Raw genomic sequence first — 21,200 nt, 5'->3', positions numbered from 1 at the left:
TTTCGACTCCTTACAGGTTAATGACATCGGCCACTGAGGCGATGGCGCGCTGAATTTCACGCTCTTTCACTGCATCTCCTTTCGAGATCCCCTCGGCGCGCACAAACGCGACGTTGGTAATGCCGAGAAACCCAAAGAAGGCGTTGAGGTAGCGCTCCTGGAAATCCATCTCCTCCAGCGGCGTATCGTGGTAAAAACCGCCGCGCGCAGAGGCGATAATCACCCGCTTATCACCGGCAAGCCCGACCGGCCCCTGCGCGGTGTAGCTGAAGGTTTTGCCCGGCTGGGCAAGGCGATCCAGCCACGCTTTCAGCTGGCTCGGAATGGAGAAGTTGTACATCGGCGCGCCGATAACAATCAGATCGCTTGCCAGAAACTCTGCGACCAACGCCTCGGAGAGACGGTGCTCAACGGCGACATCGGCCGAGAGATCGCTCTCTGCCACCGGCCGGAAGCCAGCGGCGATGGGCGCGGTCAGATGGCTTATCTCGTCGTCAACAACATCACGATAAACCACCTCGTCATAGCGCCCGCTTTGCATCAGCCGGTCGACAATCTCCCGGGAGAGCAGGCGCGAGACGGAGTGCGCGTGATTAAAGCTCGAATCAATATGCAGGATGTTCATACCAATAGCCTCTGGTTCAGGGAAGAGTGCGGGCAGCCCGATCGATAAACTCAGCCACGCGATCGGCATGGGAGATCATCGACAGATGGCTGGAGTAGAGTGAAACGCGCGTCGCGCCGATCCCTTTTGCCAGTGCGTTCTGCACGGTTGGGTTGAGGGCGGCGTCATTTTCGGTCACCAGATACCATGACGGTTTATCGTGCCAGGCAGCATGGGTGAGGGTGTCGGTAAAAGCGCGTGCGGCAATCGGCTGCTGCGCGGCGGCAAGCAGCTGCGCCCGCTGGCGGGAGAGGTCGTTTGCCATCACCTTATGAAACAGTGCCGGGTCATCAAGCCAGATCAGCCCCTGTTCGTCGGCGGATAAGCCTGTCATCGGCGCGTGTAAACGCGTCAGCAAGTCCGCCACAGACTCGTGACTGTCCGGCACCAGCGCCGAGAGATAGACCAGCCCTTTGACGCGCGGATCGTTACCCGCCTCGCTGATCACCGCGCCCGCCCACGAGTGCCCTACCAGTAAAACATTCCCAGTCTGGCGGGCAATGACCGCGCGCGTGGCGTTAACATCATCCTTTAGCGAGGTAAGAGGGTTTTGCACCGCCGTCACGTGATAGCCCATCGCCTGCAGCCGCGCCATCACCGCTGACCAGCTGGAGCCATCTGTAAACGCGCCGTGTACCAGAACGATATCAGGCATGGTCTGTTCCTTTGCCTGGGCTGCAAAAACGGTCATCAGCAGCAGGGTAAAAACCCGCATGGTTAACAGCGTGAAGTTGCGCCACATTGCCAGCCCTTAATCAGTGGAGGAGAAGTTGGGAAGAGTGTGAAAGAATCTGCGGCTGGCGAGTAGTGTCTTATTTGACATCTATAATGCAAAATCGGACAGAGTGATGAGGTGAGGTATGCGCGTTGCGCTTCTGGCATTACCCGGCAGTATGCGTTCAGCGCTGGCGGGGTTAACGGATATGTTCTGGCTGGCAAACCAGGTTATCGGGCAAAATCATCACGCCACGGCGCGTTTTGAAACGCAGATCGTGACGGCCGGGGGCAAAGCCGTGCCCGATGCGCAGGGGCGAATGATCGAGAGCGACGGCGCGTTTGATCAGCGCCCGGATCTGATTATCGCCAGCGGCATGAAGCTTAATGAGGATAAGCACCCCATTGATGCAGAGGCGGTTGCGCAGGCGGCGCAGTGGGTAAAAGGCTGCCATACGAAGGGAAGCGTGGTGGCGGGTGCCTGTGCGGGCGGCTTTGTGCTTGGCGAGGCGGGGTTATTGACCGACAGGATCTGCACCACCACCTGGTGGCTGTTTCATACGTTTCGCGAACGCTACCCGCGGGCAAAACCGGTGTGGGGAAAAGCGCTGGCCGAGGATCGCAATGTCATCACCACCGGTGGGCCGCTGTCGTGGGTGGATTTAACGCTGCATATTGTCGCTAACCACGCCGGAAAAGAGATCGCCCGCCTGATGGCGGATATGGCCGTTGCCGACAGCCAGCCGCTCTCCCAGCAGCTCTATGCGCCCAAAGGCTTTCTCAACTCCGTCGATCCGCTATTAACCAAAGCCGAGCATCTGGTGCGCTATCAGAACCCGGCCATCACCGTTGAGCAACTTGCCGCCGCGCTCAATATGACGCCGCGCACGCTGCACCGGAAAATGCGCGACCTGCTGCAGGAGAGCCCGAAAAGTTTCATCATCCGTGTGCGCATTGAGAGCGCGATTACGCTGCTTGAGGTGCCCGGCAACAGCGTCAGCCAGGTGGCCTTTGCCTGCGGATATCAGGATGAGACGGTCTTCAGACGGGCGTTCAGCGCGGTGACCGGTATGTCCCCGGCGCGCTATAAGGCATGGAGCAGAAGCCGGCAGAACCTGCCGATGGAGCAGGGCGGCTGATGCAGAAAAGCAAAAAGCCCGCTTAAAGCGGGCTTTTCTAAATTTGGCTCCTCTGACTGGACTCGAACCAGTGACATACGGATTAACAGTCCGCCGTTCTACCGACTGAACTACAGAGGAATCGTGTGAACGGGGCGCATATTATCGATGACCATCGGCCTTGTCAAAGGGTGGATTGCAATGAGATGACCGTTTGCTGACAAATTGGGCAATCTGCGCATCCCGCGCGCATTTGTGCCGCTTTATACGCCGTTTTGCACCGCGGTGGTGCAAATTACCCCTTATGGGGCATAAGCAAACCGCTGTTTCATACTGCATTTATCACGTAGCGATTAGAAACGCTTATTATCCAGCCGCTTAACCCCTCTTTTATTCATCCCAGGAAATGTGGCAAGCATATTGCAACTCTCCCAACATCATCACTCTTAGCGTTGGCATGGGTAATCCTTACAGGAGGCAAAATGAACTTAAGACGCCTGAAGTACTTCGTAAAAATCGTCGATATTGGCAGCCTGACGCAGGCCGCTGAAGTGTTACATATTGCGCAGCCTGCGCTGAGCCAGCAGGTCGCAACGCTGGAAGGCGAGATGGATCAACAGTTGCTGATCCGCACCAAACGCGGCGTTACGCCGACGGAAGCGGGCAAAATCCTCTATACCCATGCGCGCACCATTCTGCGCCAGTGTGAACAAGCGCAACTGGCGGTGCATAACGTCGGCCAGACGCTGCGCGGCCAGGTATCGATTGGCCTTGCGCCCGGCACGGCCGCATCTTCCGTGACTATGCCGCTGCTGCAAGCGGTGCGCGCCGAGTTGCCGGAAGTGACCGTCTACCTGCATGAAAACAGCGGCACGGTGCTGAACGACAAATTGTTAAATGGCCAGCTCGATATGGCGGTGCTCTACGAGCGCGCGCCGGGGGCGGGGATTAATAGCCTGCCGCTGCTGAAAGAGGATCTCTACCTCGTCGGCACGCGGGATTGCCCGGGGCAGAGCGTCGATCTGGCAGCGGTTGCCGAACTCAATCTCTTCCTGCCGCGCGACTACAGCGCCGTGCGTTTACGGGTAGATGAAGCCTTCTCTCTACGCCGCCTGACGGCGAAAATCATCGGCGAGATTGAATCGATTGCCACCCTGACGGCGGCGATTGCCAGCGGAATGGGGGTGACGGTGCTGCCGGAATCCGCCGCGCGATCGCTCTGTAGCGCCACGAACGGCTGGATGGCGCGCATCACCACGCCATCAATGAGCCTGCCGTTGTCGCTTAATGTCTCGGCACGTGGCGGCATGTCGCCACAGGCGCAGGCGGTGAAAGACATTCTGCTGTCGCTGGTCAGCCGCCCGACGATGGAGAATCGCGAGCTGCAACTGGCAAGCTAGTCTTTATTCCTTAAAAGTATAAGTTGCTGGTTTTTATTATTTGTTCTGCCTGGCCGCAGACTTTAACAATAACGTCATGATTGATGGGCCAGGAGCGAAGGGTGAACTTCCAGCAACTTAAAATTATCCGTGAGGCGGCGCGGCGGGATTACAACCTGACGGAAGTCGCCAACATGCTGTATACGTCGCAGTCCGGCGTGAGTCGACATATCCGCGAGCTTGAAGAGGAGCTGGGGATTGAGATTTTCATTCGCCGCGGTAAGCGATTGCTGGGCATGACCGAGCCGGGCAAAGCGCTGCTGGTGATTGCCGAGCGTATTCTCAACGAGGCGAGCAACGTCCGCAGGCTCGCCGACCTCTTCACCAATGACACCTCCGGCGTTCTGACCATCGCGACCACCCATACGCAGGCGCGCTATAGCCTGCCGTCGGTGATCAAATCCTTCCGCGCGCTCTTTCCTGAAGTTCGCCTTGAGCTTATTCAGGGGACGCCGCAGGAGATTGAAACCCTGCTGCATAACGGCGGCGCGGATATCGGTATCGCCAGCGAGCGTTTAAGCAATGACAGCGCGCTGGTCGCTTTCCCTTGGTTCCGCTGGCATCACAGCCTGCTGGTGCCGCAGGATCATCCGCTGGCTCAGGCCTCACCGCTGACGCTGGAGGAGATCTGCCGCTGGCCGCTTATCACCTATCGTCAGGGCATCACCGGGCGCTCGCGTATTGATGAAGCGTTTGCCCGCAAAGGGTTAATTCCCGACGTGGTGCTGAGCGCGCAGGACTCTGATGTGATCATGACCTATGTCGAGCTGGGTCTCGGCGTCGGGCTGGTGGCGGAGCAGTCCAGCGGCGAGCATGAAGCGGGGAAACTGGTGCGCCTCGATACCCGGCACCTTTTCGATGCCAATACCGTCTGGCTGGGGTTAAAACGCGGGCAATTGCAGCGCAACTATGTCTGGCGCTTTATAGAACTCTGTAATGCCGGGTTGTCGGTGGATGAGATCAAACGCCAGGTGATGGAGCCGGATGAAGCGGCAATTGATTACCAGATTTAATGCCAAAAAAAGCCTGCGTAGACGCAGGCTTTTTTATCGGCTTAGTGCGGCTGTGGCCTGATAAATATCGCTGTCACCGCCGAGAGTAAACAACCCGCCATCAGGTAGATCGCCACGCTGTGCCACTCGCCGCCGGAGAAGGTTAACAGTGCGGCGGCGATAAACGGCGTAAAGCCACCGCCGACCACGCTTGCAACCTGATATCCGACGCCCGCGCCGCTGTAGCGGTAACCTGCACCAAACATCTCGGTAAACATCGGCTGCTGGACGCAGACCACCATATCGTGGGCGATATTCGCCAGCAAAATGGAGAAGACCACCACGCCGAGAATGGAGCGTGCTTCGAGCGCCATAAAGAAGGGGAATGCGCTCATGGCACCGAGCAGCGCACCGGTAATATAGATGCGCCGCCGCCCGAAGCGATCTGCCATCCAGGCGAAGAGCGGGATAGTAAAGCAACTGACGCCGCCCACCAGCAGCCCGATATTGAGGAACAGTTCGCGCGGCATGCCCAGGTTTTGCGTTGAGTAGTTAAGCGCAAAAGCGGTGACGATATACATGGTCAGCAGTTCGCACAGCCGCAGGGCGATAATCTTGAGAAACGCGCCAGGGTGGCGAACCAGCGCTTCAAACACCGGCGGGCGGGCTTTAACTTCGGCGGGCTTTTGTGCCTGCGCGCGTTCGAACTCGACCGACTCTTCCATGCCGTTGCGCACCCACAGCGCGCCAAGCACCAGCACAATGCTGAACAGGAACGGCAGACGCCAGCCCCAGCTCAGGAACTGCTCATCGGTAGTCAGCGTGCTGATCAGCGACACCAGCCCGGTGGAAAGTAGCAGGCCGACGCCGTAGCCCACCTGAATGCCGCTACTATAAAAGGCTTTCTTACCAGCGGGTGCGCTTTCGACCGCCAGCAGCGCCGCGCCGCCCCATTCGCCGCCAACGGCGAAGCCCTGAATGGCGCGCAGGGTCACCAGCAATACCGGCGCCCACCAGCCAATGGTGGCGAAAGAGGGGAGAATACCGATGCAGGCGGTGGCGATGCCCATCATCCAGACGGTCATCATCAACATCCGTTTACGCCCTAAGCGGTCGCCGAAATGACCAAAGACGATGCCGCCGAGCGGGCGAAACAGAAAGCCGACGCCAAAGGTAGCAAAAGCGGCAAGCGTGCCCATTGCCGGGTCGATCTGCGGGAAAAATTCGCTGTTAAATACCAGCGCGGCGGTAATGCCATAGAGGAGAAAATCGAACCAGTCGACCACGGCGCCCGCAAAGCTGCCCCATGCAGCGCGGCGTGCGCGGTGGGAGGATGGGGTCTGCTCATCGGGTCGGGGGGGAATGAGTGTGGAGTCCATAGCTGTCCTGTCTGTTCCTTACATCTTGCAATTTTTTATTATTAAAACCAGGGAAAGGATTACTCACATCGTATGCGGCAAAATTAAGGCCGCCCTTGAGACTACAGCGACAGCCCGCGCGAGAAAACCCTTTTACACAGATGTCGTATCTGACAGCGTAAAGCGGTCTGATCCTGCGCCTGGTATATCCTTAACAATTCCCGCTATAATCCGGGAAATTTGTTAACGGATTCAGAAGCGAAAATGGCAAAACTTACCTTACAAGAGCAGCTGCTGCAGGCAGGGCTGGTCAACAGCAAAAAGATGGCCAAAGTGCAGCGCACGGCGAAGAAGTCCCGCGTGCAGGCACGCGAGGCGAGAGAAGCGGTAGAAGAGAACAAAAAGGCGCAGCTTGAGCGTGATAAACAGCTTAACGAGCAGCAGAAGCAGGCGACGCTCGCCAAAGAGTATAAAGCGCAGGTGAAGCAGTTGATTGAGATGAACCGCATCACCATTAACAGAGGCGATATCAACTTCAACTTCACCGATAACAACCTGATCAAAAAAATCGTCGTCGATAAGGTAACGCAGGCTCAGCTGATTAGCGGCCGTCTGGCGATTGCCCGTCTGATGGCGGAAAACCGCAGCGAGCCGGAGTACGCGATTATTCCCGCAAGCGTTGCTGATAAAATTGCCCAGCGCGATGCTGACAGCATTGTGCTCAACAGCGCGCTGAGCCAGGAAGCGCAGGATGAAGACGATCCGTATGCCGACTTCAAAGTGCCTGACGATCTGATGTGGTAAGGCGCGCAGAAGAATATCGGGCCAAAAGCGTGGTCTGCGCGGGCAATGTGCTTTACACTGCGCGCGGCAAAATTAGCACAGAACAACGAGTCAACAGGCGGTAAGGCGATGAACGGAAAAATCACAACCTGGTTTAAAGAGAAAGGTTTTGGATTTATCAAAGATGAGAACGGTGAAAACCGCTATTTCCATGTGATCAAGGTCGCCAACCCAGAGCTGATTAAAAAAGATGCGGCGGTGACGTTTGAACCCACCACCAACAATAAAGGTCTCTCGGCCTATGCGGTAAAAGTAGTGCCGGACAGCAAGTATATTTTTATCGCCGGCGAGCGCCTGAAGCTCACCTCGATCAAATCTTACGTTGTCTTCAACGAAGAAGTGCCTGCTGATACCCGTATCGATAAAGAGAGCCCGGTGCTCTCAGTCGGCGTGCTGATGAGCAGCATCCGGCCAAAATCTGATATCAAGCCAGGGGAGATGCGAACGCTGAAAAAGCTGGCGATCACCACCTTCCAGGGCTCAACGCTTATCTTTACGGAAGATGAGATCGATATCGACGCGACGGTGAAACTGCTTAAAGTTTGACGTTATCTGCTGCTTTTAAGGATCCCTTATGAACCACGATATTCCGCTGAAATTTTATGACATCGCCGATGAGTATTCGACGGAGTCCGCGACGCCGGTGAGCGAGTCCGAGCGTGACGCGGTGGCGCACTACTTCCAGCTGCTGCTGACCCGCTTGTCCAATAATGAAGAGATCAGCGAAGAGGCGCAGCAAGAGATGGCCCGCGAAGCCGGCCTTAAAGAGAGCCGCATTGATGAGATCGCTAACTTCCTCAATGAGTGGGGCAACGAATAACGCGGCATAATCCGCAGTTTTTCCTGCTCAGAAACGCAAAAAGCCCGCATTATGCGGGCTTTTTCTTTAACGGTATCAGGTGCCGATAATGCCACCGTCGGATTTGGTGATCACCACCGTGGAGGAGCGCGGTCGGCCATCGGCTTTAAAATCCGGCCAGTTGGAGATGGCGTGCGGATTATTGGGATCGGTGATGTCATCACCGCCTTCACCGGGGTGCTGGATATTGATAAACAGCGTGCGGTTGTCCGGCGTAAAGGCGATACCGGTAATTTCACACCCGCGCGGCCCGGTCAGGAAGCGGCGATAATCATTGCTCCCCGGAATGGTTGCCACCATCTGGTTATTGCCCATCCCTTCATAGGCTTTTTTATTGATGGTGCTGGAGGAGACATCGGTCTGGATCCAGAGCACGCCGCGATGATCGAAGGAGAGCCCGTCCGGGCTGCCGAACTCCGCGCCTTTCATCGAGCCTTTTACTTTCGGGTCGTCACTGTCCGTGCGCCCGGCGAGCACCAGGATATCCCATTTAAATTTGGCTGACGCCGGATCGGCGTTCTCTTCGCTCCAGTGCATGATGTGGCCGAACTGGTTATTGGCGCGCGGGTTGGCCGCATCTACCGGCGCTTTGCCCTCTTTGCCGCGATCGGAGTTATTGGTGAGCGTGCAGTAGACGCTGCCTTTCGCGTGGGTATCGACGGCGATCCACTCTGGTCGATCCATTTTGGTTGCGCCGACCTTATCGGCAGCAAGGCGGGTTTTGATCAGCAGATCGCCCTGGTTGTCGAAGCCGTTGCTTTGATCAAGGCCGTTTTCGCCGAAGATCAGCGGCAGCCAGTCGCCGGAGCCATCTTCATTAAATTTCGCCACGTAGAGCGTGCCCGACTCCAGAAGCTTCATATTCGCCTTGCGATCGCTCGGGTCATATTTGTTATCAGAGATGAATTTATAGATATATTCAAACTTCTGATCATCGCCCATATAGACCACCACGCGGTTATCCGCCGCCAGCGTTACCGCAGCGCCTTCATGCTTGAAGCGGCCTAAAGCGGTATGTTTGCGCGGCTTCGAGGTGGGATCGTAAGGGTCGATCTCCACCACCCAGCCGAAGCGGTTTGGCTCGTTGGGGGTTTTGTCGACGCTGAAGCGCTCATCCACTTCGTTCCAGCGGTAGGACTCATCGCTGTCGCTGATGCCGTAGCGCTTCTCCAGCGCGTTGAGCGGCGCTTTTTTAACAAAAATATCTGACCAGTTCTCTTCGCAGGTGAGATAGGTGCCCCACGGCGTACGACCATTGGCGCAGTTTTGCATGGTGCCCAGCACCTCTTCACCCTGCGGATCGGCAGCGGTTTTCATCAGCGGCTGGTGGCGCGCCGGGCCGCTCAGCTGCATCGGCGTATTAACGGTAATACGACGGGCAAAGCTGGAGGGGCGAACGACTTGCCAGCCCGCATCCGCTTTTTTCACCTCGATAACCGACACGCCCATCGCGTTTTGCCCTTTACGCGCCTTATCGAGATCCCAGTTGGCGGTCCCATCTTTAAACAGCATGCCGTTATCAATGTACTCATGGTTCAGCGCCAGCAGACCGTGCGCCGGGTTCTCTTCGCCCTGCGGCAGGCTAAACCATGCCATACCGTCGTGGTGCATACCGGCCTGCGCCGACTGCTCATCGGTGGTGTTGCTGGCGTCGAATTTAAACTCCGGCAGATTGTCCTTTAAGCCGACGGCATCGCCCCAGCGATAGAAGGGGCGAGCGATGTAGCCTTCCGGCACCGTGACGTTATCGGCGGTCGAGACGGGAATGCTGGTGAAGCCGAGCGACATCGCTTTCGCTAAGGCGGATGGTTTGCTCATCGCCGCGAAGGCGTTTTCGGGCATCAGTAAAGAGGGGAATGAGACCGCCGCGCCGGCGACCATCCCCATTTGCAGAAAGCGGCGGCGTGACATAAACGCGCTGACCACCTCTGAAAACGCGGCGTTTTGGCTTGGGTTACTGATCTCATCGCTGTGCTCTTGCTTGAACACCGATTTAAGGGGTCTGCTCATATCGTTTTCCTGTGATTTCCATAGGCTTGCGTCGCAATGGAGAGCAGTCTAAAAAACTTTTGTTACAAATTTATAACGGTAGAGGCACAGCGGTTTAATAAGACGTGTTTGTTTGGGAGAGGGTAAAGAATAAAAAGCAAAAAGCCCGCTAAAAAGCGGGCTTCTTAAATTTGGCTCCTCTGACTGGGATCGCCTTTGCCAGCAAGTAGCTAATAAGTAAGCTGAATCTGAATTTTCGTTCTGTCAAGACCACCAGAATGACCACTAATTTCTACGTCAATGGACTGCATGAACTGGTGCACTGGAGTGGTGTCAAAGGCCGCCTGAATCGCGAGATGAAAGAGACATTTGGATGTGAGGATTATGTTTATGAGGAATTGATTGCCGAGTTGGGAAGCGCGCTTCTGATGGCGGAGCTGGGGATTGTCGAAGAGGTCTAGCACGAAAGCTATATTGCTTCCTGGTTAAAAGCACTTAAAAACGAAAAACGCTATATATTCAAGGCAGCTAGTGCCGCATCAAAAGCGCGAAGGTCTTTGTTCGTAATGAACTGATTCCACTTCAGGAACGGATCAGCGAAATTAACAAATGGTTTGGCGACGATATCGTAAGTTTAAAACTATGTACTTCAATAGAAGTGTATGAAAAACCGCCGAATTTTTCATCTGCGGTTATAACTAGACAATTTCTACCGCAATAATTGAATAGTTATCCTTTGTTTTCATTTCTTCAGTACACTTTGCAAGCTCGGCACCAAAATCATCAAGATTTTGGTGTTTTTTAGAGATATCTCTAAGCTCTCGCTTACCAAGAACGGAAGAAACCCCATCCGAGATCAGCACAATTCTATCATCTGGCTCAAGTTCGAAAAGTGTTTGGTACAATTTCAATGGCTTATGCGCACCTAAAGCACTTTCAAGTATGTTCTTTCTTGGATAGTCAACAGCGGCTTCCGCTGTTAGGCGGCCTTCCCTAAGCAACCTTGCGACCTCACTATGGTCTTGAGATAATTGCATAAGTCCATTTCCTCGGAGAAGATATGTTCTCGAATCGCCACAATTTATAGCCTCTAGCTGCATGTCTTTTATGATGACAGCAGTAAGTGTTGTGGCCATTCCAGCTAATTCTCCATCTTTTTCAGCGGCATTAAGTATCTCCTCGTGGGCGAAGCGCACCACATCTGCGAACGCAACCGAAAGATCATTTTCAAGAGTTTTACTGATAATATCTACTGCCATTTTAGACGCAGTTTCCCCGCCCTGATTACCTCCAACACCGTCAGCAACACAGCATAGAAGACCTCTGTCAGGTATGTCACAAACTAAGATTGCATCTTGGTTTGTAGCTCTGGGGCCAGGTGATGTAAATGAGTAAATGTTAATCAATGGCACACTCTTAGTATCATATCCGCAATCACAGGGTGTAAGTCACGATAGGTTACACCGATTGAGCGTTCGAGATGACCTATCGCACCACACATCTTCCTTTCAAGTATACTCAATTCTAAAGCTAGCCGCCTAGCTAAATCGGGATGCATGGATGCTCCACATTCAGACACAAATTTCCGCTCAACATACCAGCGATTATGTGATGTCCCCATTAGCAACATTGAAATTAAGATTTCTGACTTACAATTAAGGCTTTCAAGATTTAAAAACTCACTTAATCGATTACAAACACCATCGCACTGCTCAAATGGGAATGAGTAATCAGATGCCCATTTAGCATATGCTTCGCCTAAACGAGTTGCAGCAGCGCTATCTAGCTGAATAATTTTTTGTATTGCGCCTAGAGTTAGTCTCTGGAAAATTGCAGTCGAATTATCATTGGTTATGTTGTCCTCGACATAATCGACTAATTGACGACATACCTGAGAGGCTAAATTCGCTTCATTGGCAAGTGCGTTAATATATGTTGACGCCTCTGCATTTATATTCGTTATTACCGAAGGGTCTATACTAAGAATCGCATCTCTAAGCATCGCGACAGATTGGAAGCGTCGTGAGGGATCTCTTCTGGTGCATACACGCATTATGTGGGCATAAGGACCGGTGTCATTATCAATCTCGCCGCATGGTATACGGTCTGCTGTACCTACGAAATCATGAAGTATGCATCCGACAGAGTATATGTCAGAAAGCGAACTTGCTTTCTTCAAATCAGAAACTATTTCAGGGGCTGTGTAATAATCAGAGCCCATTTTCATACCCGTATGGGTTAGAGCAGATATTTGAGTATCTTTAACGGACATTAGTCCGAAATCACTGATAGCGTAATAAGACCCTTCAGGAGTATTAAAACCAAGGACGTTTTGTGGTTTGAGATCTCTGTGGTAAATTTGCATTGAGTGTATTTCTTCAAGTCCAGATAATATGTCCATAATGGCCCGAAGAAAATTACCATTTAAGTTTCGATTGATGGCAATGTCTTTATCTAGGCTTGAAGTCGCAACTGGCATAAGAAACGATGGCGGATTACTTGTGAGATCTTTAAATAAAACAGGGACTATGTTTTTATGCTTAAGTTGATATTGAATGCTTGCTTCTCTAATAAATCGTTTTCTTACATTTTCTGCTAACTCAGGTGGTAATTCTTGGGGTTGGTTGATTGAAAATGTTTTCCTTGCATATTGGTTTCCATTAGCAATATCTTGAACTAAATCAACATTTCCGAATCCACCACTACCAATACGTTTGATTTCGCTGATCACCATGCAACATTCCTTAGTCGTTATCTTTGAACACAGTTTTAATGCTACTACCGTATCTTATAAAAGGTATGAGAAAGAAAAAAGATCCTCGTTGCGTGACCCTGACCCCGAATATAATCCAGTCGTAATCAGGAATAATCGGCTTCATGTTGGCTGCATATTCTGCCAACCGGCAGATTTCTTAGCGGATTCGGATGGCGTCATCCAGCCCAGTGCAGAATTTGGACGCCTCTGATTATAGTGTATGCGCCAGGCCTCGATTTTGCACCGTGCTTCCTCCAGAGACATGAACCAGTTCTCGTTCAGACATTCCTGTCGCAGCCTGCTATTGAACGACTCCACTGTGGCATTGTGCGTCGGTGTTCCCGGTCGAAAGAAATCGATACGGATCCCTCGTTCATACACCCATTTATCCAGCATTTTCCCTGTAAATTCAGAGCCGTTATCGATTTTCAGTAATTGTGGTAAGGGACGTCTGAGCGCAATGGTGTTCAGCATCTCTGCGACCTCTGTTGAGCGCAGATTCTGGCCCACGCAGATCCCCAGACATTCGCGTGTGTAGAGATCAATGACTGTCAGCAGACTTAACCGACGCCCGTCAAATAAAGCGTCAGAGACAAAGTCCATGCCCCAGACATGATTCGGATACAGCCCCTGAGGCTGGGGCTGTCGGCGCTGTGCCGATTTATTCCGGCGTGGGCGTTTGAGACGCAGTGACAGCCCTTGCTCGCTGTAGAACCGGTAAATGCGTTTATGATTATCCCGCCAGCCCTCCCGCCTGAGCATGACGTGAACCCTGCGGTTGGCATAGTGAACCCGGGTTTCGGTGATCTCCCTGATACGGAGGCGCAGCGCACTGTCGTCTGCTGCCACAGACACGGTAACGGAAAGAGCTGCGGCTGACCCGCAGCGCAAAACAGACCTGCCTCTCACTGGCGCCGTAGCGTGCCTGCAGGTCCCGGACCCATTCGCGCAGACGCGCCAGCGTCAGTTCTTTTTTGCCAGCACATCCTGCAACATGGCCTTGTCGAGGCTCAGATCGGCAACCAGCTTGTTCAACCTGAGATTCTCTTTCTCAAGCAGCCGCATGTGTTTCAGCTCCGAAGGAGAAATCCCGCCGTATTTCTTGCGCCATGTATAGAGCGTGGCATCGGAAATACCCAGCTTACGGCAGACCTCTGGCATGGATGTCCCCAGTTCAGCTTGCTTCAGGGCAAAAACAATCTGCTCTTCGGTGAATCGTGATTTTTTCATCGGCACCACCTCCGTTCAGGGAGTGTAGATCATGCCGGCATTCTGTTTCTGAATAACGCAGGATTTCGGGCCAGGGTCATGGGTGCATTTTAGTAACGCGTGCAGATGTTTAACTCATTAGGTTTCACCGAATACCGAACCAATGCGTTACTTTAAAATCTATAAATTTCATAATGTTAATAATGTTTTGATATCGGATTGACGTTAGTAACGCATATGAGTTACTATTCATAATGTTCCGAGTATACAGAAACACATCATTGCTGAAATGCAGTGGCATGATGGCCCTGTGGCCACTCTATTTAGTGGCCATGATTTGTTCAACCCAGTGCATCGAATAGTTGAATGCTACAGTTCCTAATATTCATACATGAGATAAGTAACGCATAACTCTGTGTCGTGGTTGAGAAATATCTCATAAAACCTCAAATGAGTTATGATAAAGTACTAAATATTCAAGTAGTTACTATTTTAATTCAGTCTCTTTTGTCATGGTAACGCATATGAGTTACTATGGCAAAATGACTATGAAATAAGATGAAGAGGCTTTAAATGGATAAATTGATCACTGACGCAATGGAGTACCTTTCTTCATCCTTTCTGGTAGAAACAGAGGTTCGACAGGGCATAGAAGACATTTTGCCTTTCCAAATAAGGCAAAAGGCATCTGCCTATATAATAAGAATAGAAGGCACCGATTTCTTATGTATAGCATCTGATAAGCTATCAGTGCTTACTTCAAACAATTTCCTCTACATTAGAAAGATAGTTTCAAAAATTGACCTTCCGGTAATTATAATTAGCGAAGAGTTAGATTTTGAAACAAGAAGGATGATTAAGAAAATAGGTGGTGGCTGGATTATACCTAATAAGTATTCCTTTATATCATCTTTATTTATTCATAAAGAAGCAAATGAATTAAAAGAAAAAAACATCACTGTTGATAATGAAAAGAAATTTGGTGTCATTCCATCATACTTAATGGCATATTATCTATGCGGTTATTTTGATTATGAATTTGTTAGTTTTGACATTATAGATACTTTAAAAGTATCAAAAATGGCCGTGTCGAGAGCAATTAAAGAGCTAATAGAAAGAAATATTATTGTTGAAACAAGTGAGGGTAAACTTCGCTCGTTTGAGTTCTCCTGCGACAGGCAAACACTTTGGAATCGACATCGAAATAACATAGCAGAACTTTCTACCGGTTTCATTCCTGTCAAAAATGGTAAAATAAAAAAGCTTGACACATTTTTGACAGGCGAGTCGGCGTTATCTAAATATACGCTAATATCCCCTCCGTTCTACCAGCAACTGGGAGTATCGATGAGCGACACTGATAGATACATGAGACCAATTACGCCAGCAACTATTGAGGGTGATTATTTTTTCAAAGCTTTGAGTCTACTTGAGGAAACCGGCGAACATGTAAGTGACGATATTTGCTTATTACAAATATTCCCTTATGCACCTGTGGTTAATAATGGCTATCTTGACAAGATATTTTTATCTCTGTCTAGAGTTAATAAAAAAGAAATTCGCGTAAAATCATCATATTTCGAACTGGAAACGGATATATTTCAAAATCTTAAGAATGTAAGGAGTAAATCATGATTGGTATTGAATTTCTTTCTGACTACATGCGAGATTACTCAAATGGTTATATATTGATCGGCGGGAATGCCTGTGCACTGCATTTTGAAAAGTTCGATGTACAGTTTCGTGAAACTGTTGATCTGGACATTGTTTTGATTATAGAAAGTAATGACGAAAAGTTTTATACCCACTTAAGAAACTACATTGAAGAGAATGGGTATAAAGGTAAGGTTTTCAATGGCAGTAACCCCGGCGGTTCAGCCTATAGGTTTAAGTTACCTGATGACTTGAAAGACGGGAATAAGCCGGGTCAAATAGAGCTATTTTCAAAGAAACCAGATTACTTTGATGCAGCCGAGTCAAAAAAATTACATATCACCCCCATTGAAGTTGGGGAGGGAATTTCAAACTTCTCTGCTATATTGCTCGACGACGAAATTTATAGTTTCATTTTGAGTTCAAAACAAGAAATTAAAAATGTATCAACAGTAAATCTGGAGTGTTTGTTAGGATTGAAATCAATTGCATGGCATGGTAATCAGGAGTTATACGATAAAGAGGAAATAAAGAACTACGGTGATGTGATTAAACATCCAGATGATATGCTATCAATTATAGCTGTTATTGATATAGAGGAAATGTCATGTCCAAAAGCTGTGTTCGATAGTCTTGAAACATCAAAAAAGTTATTTTCTGAGGACAGAATACGCCAAGAACTTTCAGCTCGTGATGCATCTGAATTCGAGGGTGCAATCGAGTTTATAAATGAGTTTGTCAAACAAAAAATCATTTGAGAAAACCACTATATACATATCCTATGCATATATAAACACCATAGATGTGCATAATGAAGACACCATCTTTGGTGGTTTTTTTATGCGTTTTATCTAGATAGTACACGGTTCTGATCGGTAGCAGCTAGAAAGGATGTGGTGACAATGGTAGGTTAGCTATCTCTGCGTAGGATGTATGTAACAGGTGGGGAGTTATGAAACGGCTTTCATCGCCACGACGCTTTAATTAGCTTTGCCGGAATATACAAAATTATAAGAAGGGGAACCGTAAGATTCCCCTTTAGCCTTTATTGCTTTGGTATCATCGCATTGCGCGTATACATTCTTGTCAACCATTCTTCAACACATTCCAGATCAACAGCCCTGTTTTGAAGTCCTTCAGAAGGGCTAACGTTGAAATGCCAGTAATCTCCATCGTCAAGCATACTTTTGCTTTGCCAGGACAAATAGCCTGTTGCTGCGTATGAGACGCCGGGGATGAACTCTTCAAAACGGTAGTCAATGCCTCCATTTCCATTCACGTTTGGAGTAAAACGAAAACGAACTACTTCTTCTGTCAGTAAAACAGGTAGAGTTGAAATTGGTTCTTGCTCAGTACTGTTCCTGAAGCGGGGAACCTTATGCACAATTGAGAACGTTGGCACCGGGAAAGAAAAGAGGTCTGCTTTTTCCTCTTTCAAAGGAGAATGACATAGCAGGTTTCTTTCACCAGTGAAAACGATGCTAAAGCCTAAACTGCTGTAACGTGTGATTACCTGACTTAATATCTTGAAAAGAATGTTTTTTCGGTGGGTAAGCTCGTTTCTGCGGCGCTCACAGCGATTGTCTTCATCCATCAAGATGGTAAGTCTTTCCTTCAAAAGGCCGACTTTCACATCTGTTTTCACTAGTAATTCCTTCTTTTTCGGTGGTAGACAGATCCTACCCGCGTAATGTAGACAAGGCCCTAAGCGAAGTTCTGGTTTCAAATTGTTCAGGGCTGAGACCGCCACAGGCACTGTGACGTCGCCAGCGATTGTAATCACACTTGATATAATTAAACACCGTCATCCGCATAATTTCCCGGCTGGCAAAGCGTTCTCCATGGATACATTCCACCTTCAGCGAGTGGAAGAAGCTTTCCGCACAGGCATTATCATAGCAGCACCCTTTCGCGCTCATACTGCCCCGCAGATTATGCCGTTTCAGCAGTCCCTGATAATCCGCTGAGCAGTACTGGCCGCCACGGTTGGTGTGAACGATAACATTCTGTGGTCGCTTACGTCGCCAGAGCGCCATCTGTAGCGAGTCGCACGCCAGTTGTGCTGGCATCCGCGATGACATTGACCAGCCGATAACAGCCCGTGACCACAGGTCGATGACCACGGTAAGGTACAGTCAGCCTTCATCTGTATGTATGTAGGTGATATCTCCGCACCAATTCTGGTTAGCGCCGCCAGCATAAAAATCCTGCTGCAGCAGGTTCTCTGACACCGGCAGGCCATGCTCACGGTAGCTGACCGGGCTGAACCGCCGCGAGGCCTTGCCCGCCGCCCCTGACGGCGCAGGCTGGCGGCGATGGTTTTAACGTTGTACTCCGGCAGTTCATCAGCGAGACGAGGTGCGCCATAAAGCTGTTTTGCCTCAGTGAATGCCTTACGGACAGCAGCATCACAGATGCGCCGGAACTGCTGGCGCTGGCCGGGCTGATGGCGGCGCAGACGCCAGACATACCAGCCGCTGCGGGCAACCCGCAGCACACGACACATGGTTTGACGCTGAACTCAGTCCGATGCTTTTCGATAAAGACATACTTCATTTCAGGCGCTTCGCGAAGTATGTCGCGGCCTTTTGGATAATGGCCAGCTCTTCTGCCTGCTCCACCGGTTGCCGTTTCAGGCGGGCAATTTCAACAGACATTTCCTGCTCACGTTCGGAAGAGAAATGTGCATTCTTCAGCTTGTTGCGCCAGGCATAAAGCTGTGATTCATACAGAATGAGTTCCCGGGCAGCAGCGGCAACACCAATACGCTCTGCAAGCTTGAGAGCTTCGTTGCGGAATTCAGGCGTGTGCTGTTTACGGGGCTTTTTGCTGGTTAATGCTGGTTTTGTCATGAGTCACCTCTGATTAAGAGTTTACTCACTTAGTTGCGTGTCCACTATTGGTGGGCATGATCAGGATACAGCCCTCATGAAATCTGCAAATTGTACTCAGATTATCAGCTGGCGCTGCTTTTGATATACCACGCTGCATGCGGTGGGGTTACGTATTTCTAGGGATCTTACTTTGACCTGCTCCCCGTTGATTAACACACCGCGATGTTAGTAATGTCTTGATAAGCCACATGAGGACATCCCCATGAAGAAGCGTTTTTCCGACGAACAGATCATCAGTATTCTCCGCGAGGCCGAAGTCGGGGTTTCTGCCCGTGAGCTTTGCCGTAAGCACGCCATTACCGACGCCACCTTTTACACCTGGCGTAAGAAGTATGGCGGTATGGAGGCGCCCGAGGTTAAGCGCCTGAAGTCGCTTGAGGAAGAGAACGCCAGGCTCAAGAAACTGCTTGCCGAAGCCATGCTGGATAAGGAGGCGCTTCAGGTGGCTCTGGGACGAAAGTACTGACGACAGGCCAGAAGCGGGAAGCCGTGGTGTTGATGTCTGATGCGACCGGTCTGTCGCAACGTCGTGCCTGCCGGCTTACAGGTTTGCCCCTGTCGACCTGCCGTTATGATGCTCAGCTTCCGGCTGCTGATGCATATTTATCAGGGTGTATTACTGAGCTGGCGCCTGAACGCAGACGTTTTGGTTACCGGCGCATCTGGCATTTGCTGCGTAGGGAGGGCCTTCACGTCAATCACAAGTGGGTATACCGTATTTACCACCTTAATGGACTGAGCGTAAAACGCAGACGACGCCGTAAAGGGCTGGCGACCGAACGGTTTCCTCTTCTGCGCCCGGATGCACCGAACCTTACATGGTCGATGGATTTCGTTATGGACGCTCTGGACAACGGTCGCAGGATCAAGTGCCTGACCTGTGTGGATGATTTCACGAATGAGTGTCTGACGATCACTGCTGCTTTCAGTATTTCAGGCGTTCAGGTCACGTGTATTCTGGACAGCATCGCGCTGTTTCGGGGGTATTCGACGACAATAAGAGCCGATCAGGGCCCGGAATTTACCTGCCGTGCGCTCGATCAATGGGCCTTTGAGCATGGTGTGGAACTACGGCTTATCCAGCCAGGTAAGCCAACGCAGAACGGATTTATTGAAAGTTTTAACGGACGCTTTCGCGATGAGTGTCTGAATGAACACTGGTTCAGCGATATTCTTCATGCCCGGAAAACGATTAATGACTGGCGGCAGCATTATAACGAGTGCCGTCCCCATTCATTGCTGGATTACCAGACACCTGCTGAATTCGCAACGGACTGGCGAAACAGGAAATATGAAGAAAAACCAACCGACATCACTAACTGAAGGTTGTATCTAATCTTGGGGGCAGGTCAGACGAGCTTCGGCTAAAGATACGTCTGGATATGCTCCTAGGCTGAGGCGGGATTCTTTTTTATTGATACGGTATTTGAGATACCAGAGACGTGAACCGCCTGGATTAACCAGCAGGTACAGACCGTGAGAATCAGAAACTTTAAAGGGTTTAGCGGATGGTTTTAAGTTGCGGATTTTTGAGTCGTTAAGAGACATTTGGGGGTCTCTCCGTCATCGAACCAACTTAACCCCAAATCTGACCACCAAATTCTCCCGATGCGGAGAGAAAACTGAAAATGCATTGGCAAGACTTTTGACACTAACTTATTGAATCTGAATAACATAGAGATTCGCAAAGCGGCATGAAAACAAGCATTTGGCTCCTCTGACTGGACTCGAACCAGTGACATACGGATTAACAGTCCGCCGTTCTACCGACTGAACTACAGAGGAATCGTGTGAACGGGGCGAATACTACTGACCGCGTACTTTAGTGTCAACACTAAATTTAACATGCTGATTCAATTGGCTAATTAACATCCAGACGGCAGTTTAATGCACCGGATTTGCCTCATCGCCGTAGCTGCCTGGCTGACCACGCAGGCGGCTCAAAGGATCCTGCTGATAGAAGTGGCAGAAGCGCTGCCACAGGGCAGGGAAACGCGGAGCAAACAGCTCTGGCGCGCTAAAAAAATACTCCGACAGCACCGCGAAACACTCGGCGGGATCGGTGGCGGCATAGGCATCAATGCTGGCTGCGCTTTCGCCGACCAGATCGATCTCATCCTGAATGTTCTCCATGGCGGCGCGCAGATCGTGCTCCCAGCCCGCTACATCACGCAGCGGAATGAGTGGAATGCCGCTCGCGCGATCGCCGTTGCGCATATCAAGCTTGTGCGCCACTTCATGAATAATCAGGTTGTAACCGGAGGCGTCAAAGGAGTCCTGAATATCGAGCCAGTTAAGCACGATGGGACCCTGCTGCCAGCTCTGCCCGGAGTGAACCATGCGCTGGTTATGCACGAGGCCAAAATCATCCTCCCACTCATCATCGACGATAAAAGGGGCAGGGTAGATCAGCACTTCATGAAAGCCATCGAGCCATTCGAGGCCCAGCTCCAGCACCGGCAGGCAAAACAGCAGGCTGATGCGCGCGCTTTTCAGCGCGTCCAGATCGAATCCCTGCAGCGCCACCAGGCGCTTTTGCTGCAAAAAACGGCTGGCCAGCTGGATCAGTTTGCTTTGCTCGTCTGGCGATAAATTCGCTAACACGGGGACTTTTAACGCATCTTGCCAGGGAAGATCTGCTTCATCGGCAGATTCCCGGATTTTCCAAGGCCACTTAATCATCGTTTTGCTCGCAAACTCGCCACTTGAACCA

At 50.8% G+C, this 21,200-nt stretch carries 17 protein-coding genes, 2 tRNA genes and 5 pseudogenes; 11 read left to right on the top strand and 13 right to left on the bottom strand.

The annotated features are described in order from the left end of the window. Window positions 1-10 precede the first annotated feature (10 nt). The gene (locus tag ACWPW2_RS12555) at window positions 11-625 is read right to left on the bottom strand and encodes an FMN-dependent NADH-azoreductase (protein WP_454123285.1); all 615 of its coding nucleotides are present in this window, start codon (window positions 623-625) and stop codon (window positions 11-13) included. Between the two features lie 16 nt (window positions 626-641). Continuing rightward, a complete protein-coding gene (locus tag ACWPW2_RS12550; protein WP_454123283.1) occupies window positions 642-1,406 on the bottom strand; it encodes an alpha/beta fold hydrolase in 765 nt (254 codons plus the stop codon). Between the two features lie 118 nt (window positions 1,407-1,524). Here ACWPW2_RS12550 and ACWPW2_RS12545 point away from each other — a divergent pair, with 118 nt between their 5' ends. After that, a complete protein-coding gene (locus ACWPW2_RS12545) occupies window positions 1,525-2,517 on the top strand; it encodes a GlxA family transcriptional regulator (RefSeq protein ID WP_454123281.1) in 993 nt (330 codons plus the stop codon). A 44-nt stretch (window positions 2,518-2,561) separates the two neighbouring features. Here the strand turns inward: ACWPW2_RS12545 and ACWPW2_RS12540 are convergent. After that, window positions 2,562-2,637: transfer RNA gene (locus tag ACWPW2_RS12540), tRNA-Asn, on the bottom strand. 341 nt (window positions 2,638-2,978) lie between these two features. Here ACWPW2_RS12540 and nac point away from each other — a divergent pair. Both nac and cbl read left to right on the top strand, forming a co-directional pair. Then, the gene (nac, locus tag ACWPW2_RS12535; protein ID WP_124967917.1) at window positions 2,979-3,896 is read left to right on the top strand and encodes a nitrogen assimilation transcriptional regulator NAC; all 918 of its coding nucleotides are present in this window, start codon (window positions 2,979-2,981) and stop codon (window positions 3,894-3,896) included. Window positions 3,897-3,997: 101 nt separating this feature from the next. Continuing rightward, the gene (gene cbl / locus ACWPW2_RS12530; protein ID WP_279793134.1) at window positions 3,998-4,948 is read left to right on the top strand and encodes an HTH-type transcriptional regulator Cbl; all 951 of its coding nucleotides are present in this window, start codon (window positions 3,998-4,000) and stop codon (window positions 4,946-4,948) included. 41 nt (window positions 4,949-4,989) lie between these two features. Here cbl and shiA read toward each other — a convergent pair whose 3' ends face one another. Next, window positions 4,990-6,306 carry a shikimate transporter gene (gene shiA, locus ACWPW2_RS12525; protein WP_270221638.1) on the bottom strand — a complete coding sequence of 439 codons (1,317 nt, stop codon included), beginning with the start codon at window positions 6,304-6,306 and terminating at the stop codon, window positions 4,990-4,992. A gap of 243 nt (window positions 6,307-6,549) precedes the next feature. Here shiA and ACWPW2_RS12520 point away from each other — a divergent pair, with 243 nt between their 5' ends. The 3 genes from ACWPW2_RS12520 (at window position 6,550) to ACWPW2_RS12510 (ending at window position 7,948) form a co-directional block, all read left to right on the top strand. Next, window positions 6,550-7,089, top strand: a complete 540-nt coding sequence (locus ACWPW2_RS12520; protein ID WP_023479116.1) for a DUF2058 domain-containing protein — start codon at window positions 6,550-6,552, stop codon at window positions 7,087-7,089. Window positions 7,090-7,197: 108 nt separating this feature from the next. Beyond that, complete coding sequence (locus ACWPW2_RS12515) at window positions 7,198-7,674, top strand: cold-shock protein (RefSeq protein WP_023479132.1); 477 nt, start codon at window positions 7,198-7,200, stop codon at window positions 7,672-7,674. Window positions 7,675-7,702: 28 nt separating this feature from the next. Next, window positions 7,703-7,948: a DUF2543 family protein gene (locus tag ACWPW2_RS12510; RefSeq protein WP_023479185.1), complete on the top strand. Its 246-nt coding sequence runs from the start codon at window positions 7,703-7,705 to the stop codon at window positions 7,946-7,948. Window positions 7,949-8,023: 75 nt separating this feature from the next. Here ACWPW2_RS12510 and ACWPW2_RS12505 read toward each other — a convergent pair whose 3' ends face one another. Further along, window positions 8,024-9,997, bottom strand: coding sequence for a PhoX family protein (locus ACWPW2_RS12505; RefSeq protein ID WP_454123276.1), 1,974 nt, complete (start codon window positions 9,995-9,997; stop codon window positions 8,024-8,026). A gap of 266 nt (window positions 9,998-10,263) precedes the next feature. Here ACWPW2_RS12505 and ACWPW2_RS12500 point away from each other — a divergent pair. Together ACWPW2_RS12500 and ACWPW2_RS12495 are read left to right on the top strand one after the other, a co-directional pair. Continuing rightward, window positions 10,264-10,551, top strand: a pseudogene (locus tag ACWPW2_RS12500) (zincin-like metallopeptidase domain-containing protein); the annotation flags it as partial. Further along, window positions 10,518-10,697: pseudogene (locus tag ACWPW2_RS12495) on the top strand (hypothetical protein); the annotation flags it as partial. The pseudogenes ACWPW2_RS12500 and ACWPW2_RS12495, both read left to right, overlap by 34 nt. Here ACWPW2_RS12495 and ACWPW2_RS12490 read toward each other — a convergent pair. The 3 genes and pseudogenes from ACWPW2_RS12490 to ACWPW2_RS12480 all read right to left on the bottom strand — a co-directional run bounded on the left by ACWPW2_RS12490 (window position 10,675) and on the right by ACWPW2_RS12480 (window position 13,961). Further along, on the bottom strand, window positions 10,675-11,388 hold the full coding sequence (locus ACWPW2_RS12490; protein ID WP_454123274.1) for a PP2C family protein-serine/threonine phosphatase: 714 nt from the start codon (window positions 11,386-11,388) through the stop codon (window positions 10,675-10,677). The pseudogene ACWPW2_RS12495 and the gene ACWPW2_RS12490 sit on opposite strands and share 23 nt — an antisense overlap. Continuing rightward, window positions 11,379-12,710 carry a serine/threonine-protein kinase gene (locus ACWPW2_RS12485; RefSeq protein WP_343517410.1) on the bottom strand — a complete coding sequence of 444 codons (1,332 nt, stop codon included), beginning with the start codon at window positions 12,708-12,710 and terminating at the stop codon, window positions 11,379-11,381. Before ACWPW2_RS12485 ends, ACWPW2_RS12490 begins: the two co-directional genes overlap by 10 nt. Before the next feature lie 141 nt (window positions 12,711-12,851). Next, window positions 12,852-13,961, bottom strand: a pseudogene (locus ACWPW2_RS12480) (IS3 family transposase). A gap of 552 nt (window positions 13,962-14,513) precedes the next feature. Here ACWPW2_RS12480 and ACWPW2_RS12475 point away from each other — a divergent pair. Together ACWPW2_RS12475 and ACWPW2_RS12470 are read left to right on the top strand one after the other, a co-directional pair. Further along, window positions 14,514-15,575 carry a hypothetical protein gene (locus tag ACWPW2_RS12475; protein ID WP_454123272.1) on the top strand — a complete coding sequence of 354 codons (1,062 nt, stop codon included), beginning with the start codon at window positions 14,514-14,516 and terminating at the stop codon, window positions 15,573-15,575. Beyond that, on the top strand, window positions 15,572-16,351 hold the full coding sequence (locus ACWPW2_RS12470; protein WP_454123270.1) for a hypothetical protein: 780 nt from the start codon (window positions 15,572-15,574) through the stop codon (window positions 16,349-16,351). Before ACWPW2_RS12475 ends, ACWPW2_RS12470 begins: the two co-directional genes overlap by 4 nt. A gap of 287 nt (window positions 16,352-16,638) precedes the next feature. On the opposite strand, the gene ACWPW2_RS12465 is transcribed toward ACWPW2_RS12470, so the two are convergent. Together ACWPW2_RS12465 and ACWPW2_RS12460 are read right to left on the bottom strand one after the other, a co-directional pair. Continuing rightward, entirely contained in the window at window positions 16,639-17,238 is a 600-nt protein-coding gene (locus ACWPW2_RS12465) for a hypothetical protein (RefSeq protein ID WP_454123268.1), read from the bottom strand. A 34-nt stretch (window positions 17,239-17,272) separates the two neighbouring features. Beyond that, window positions 17,273-18,445: pseudogene (locus tag ACWPW2_RS12460) on the bottom strand (IS3 family transposase). 244 nt (window positions 18,446-18,689) lie between these two features. Between ACWPW2_RS12460 and ACWPW2_RS12455 the strand changes: the two are divergent. Beyond that, window positions 18,690-19,810 (top strand): IS3 family transposase gene (locus tag ACWPW2_RS12455; protein WP_454123266.1). Its coding sequence is split into 2 segments (ribosomal slippage): window positions 18,690-18,948 and window positions 18,948-19,810, totalling 1,122 coding nucleotides; the frame shifts between segments, so codons are not numbered across the junction. 30 nt (window positions 19,811-19,840) lie between these two features. Here the strand turns inward: ACWPW2_RS12455 and ACWPW2_RS12450 are convergent. From ACWPW2_RS12450 to mtfA, 3 genes and pseudogenes are all read right to left on the bottom strand, one after another. Next, window positions 19,841-20,035: pseudogene (locus tag ACWPW2_RS12450) on the bottom strand (Arm DNA-binding domain-containing protein); the annotation flags it as partial. A 161-nt stretch (window positions 20,036-20,196) separates the two neighbouring features. After that, window positions 20,197-20,272 (bottom strand) — tRNA-Asn (locus ACWPW2_RS12445). A 99-nt stretch (window positions 20,273-20,371) separates the two neighbouring features. Beyond that, entirely contained in the window at window positions 20,372-21,169 is a 798-nt protein-coding gene (gene mtfA / locus ACWPW2_RS12440; RefSeq protein WP_279793138.1) for a DgsA anti-repressor MtfA, read from the bottom strand. Window positions 21,170-21,200: the final 31 nt, after the last annotated feature.

This window comes from Kosakonia sp. Marseille-Q7440, from assembly GCF_965119485.1.
Note: the sequence above shows the minus strand (reverse complement) of the source record. Positions and strands in the feature narration are given on the sequence as shown.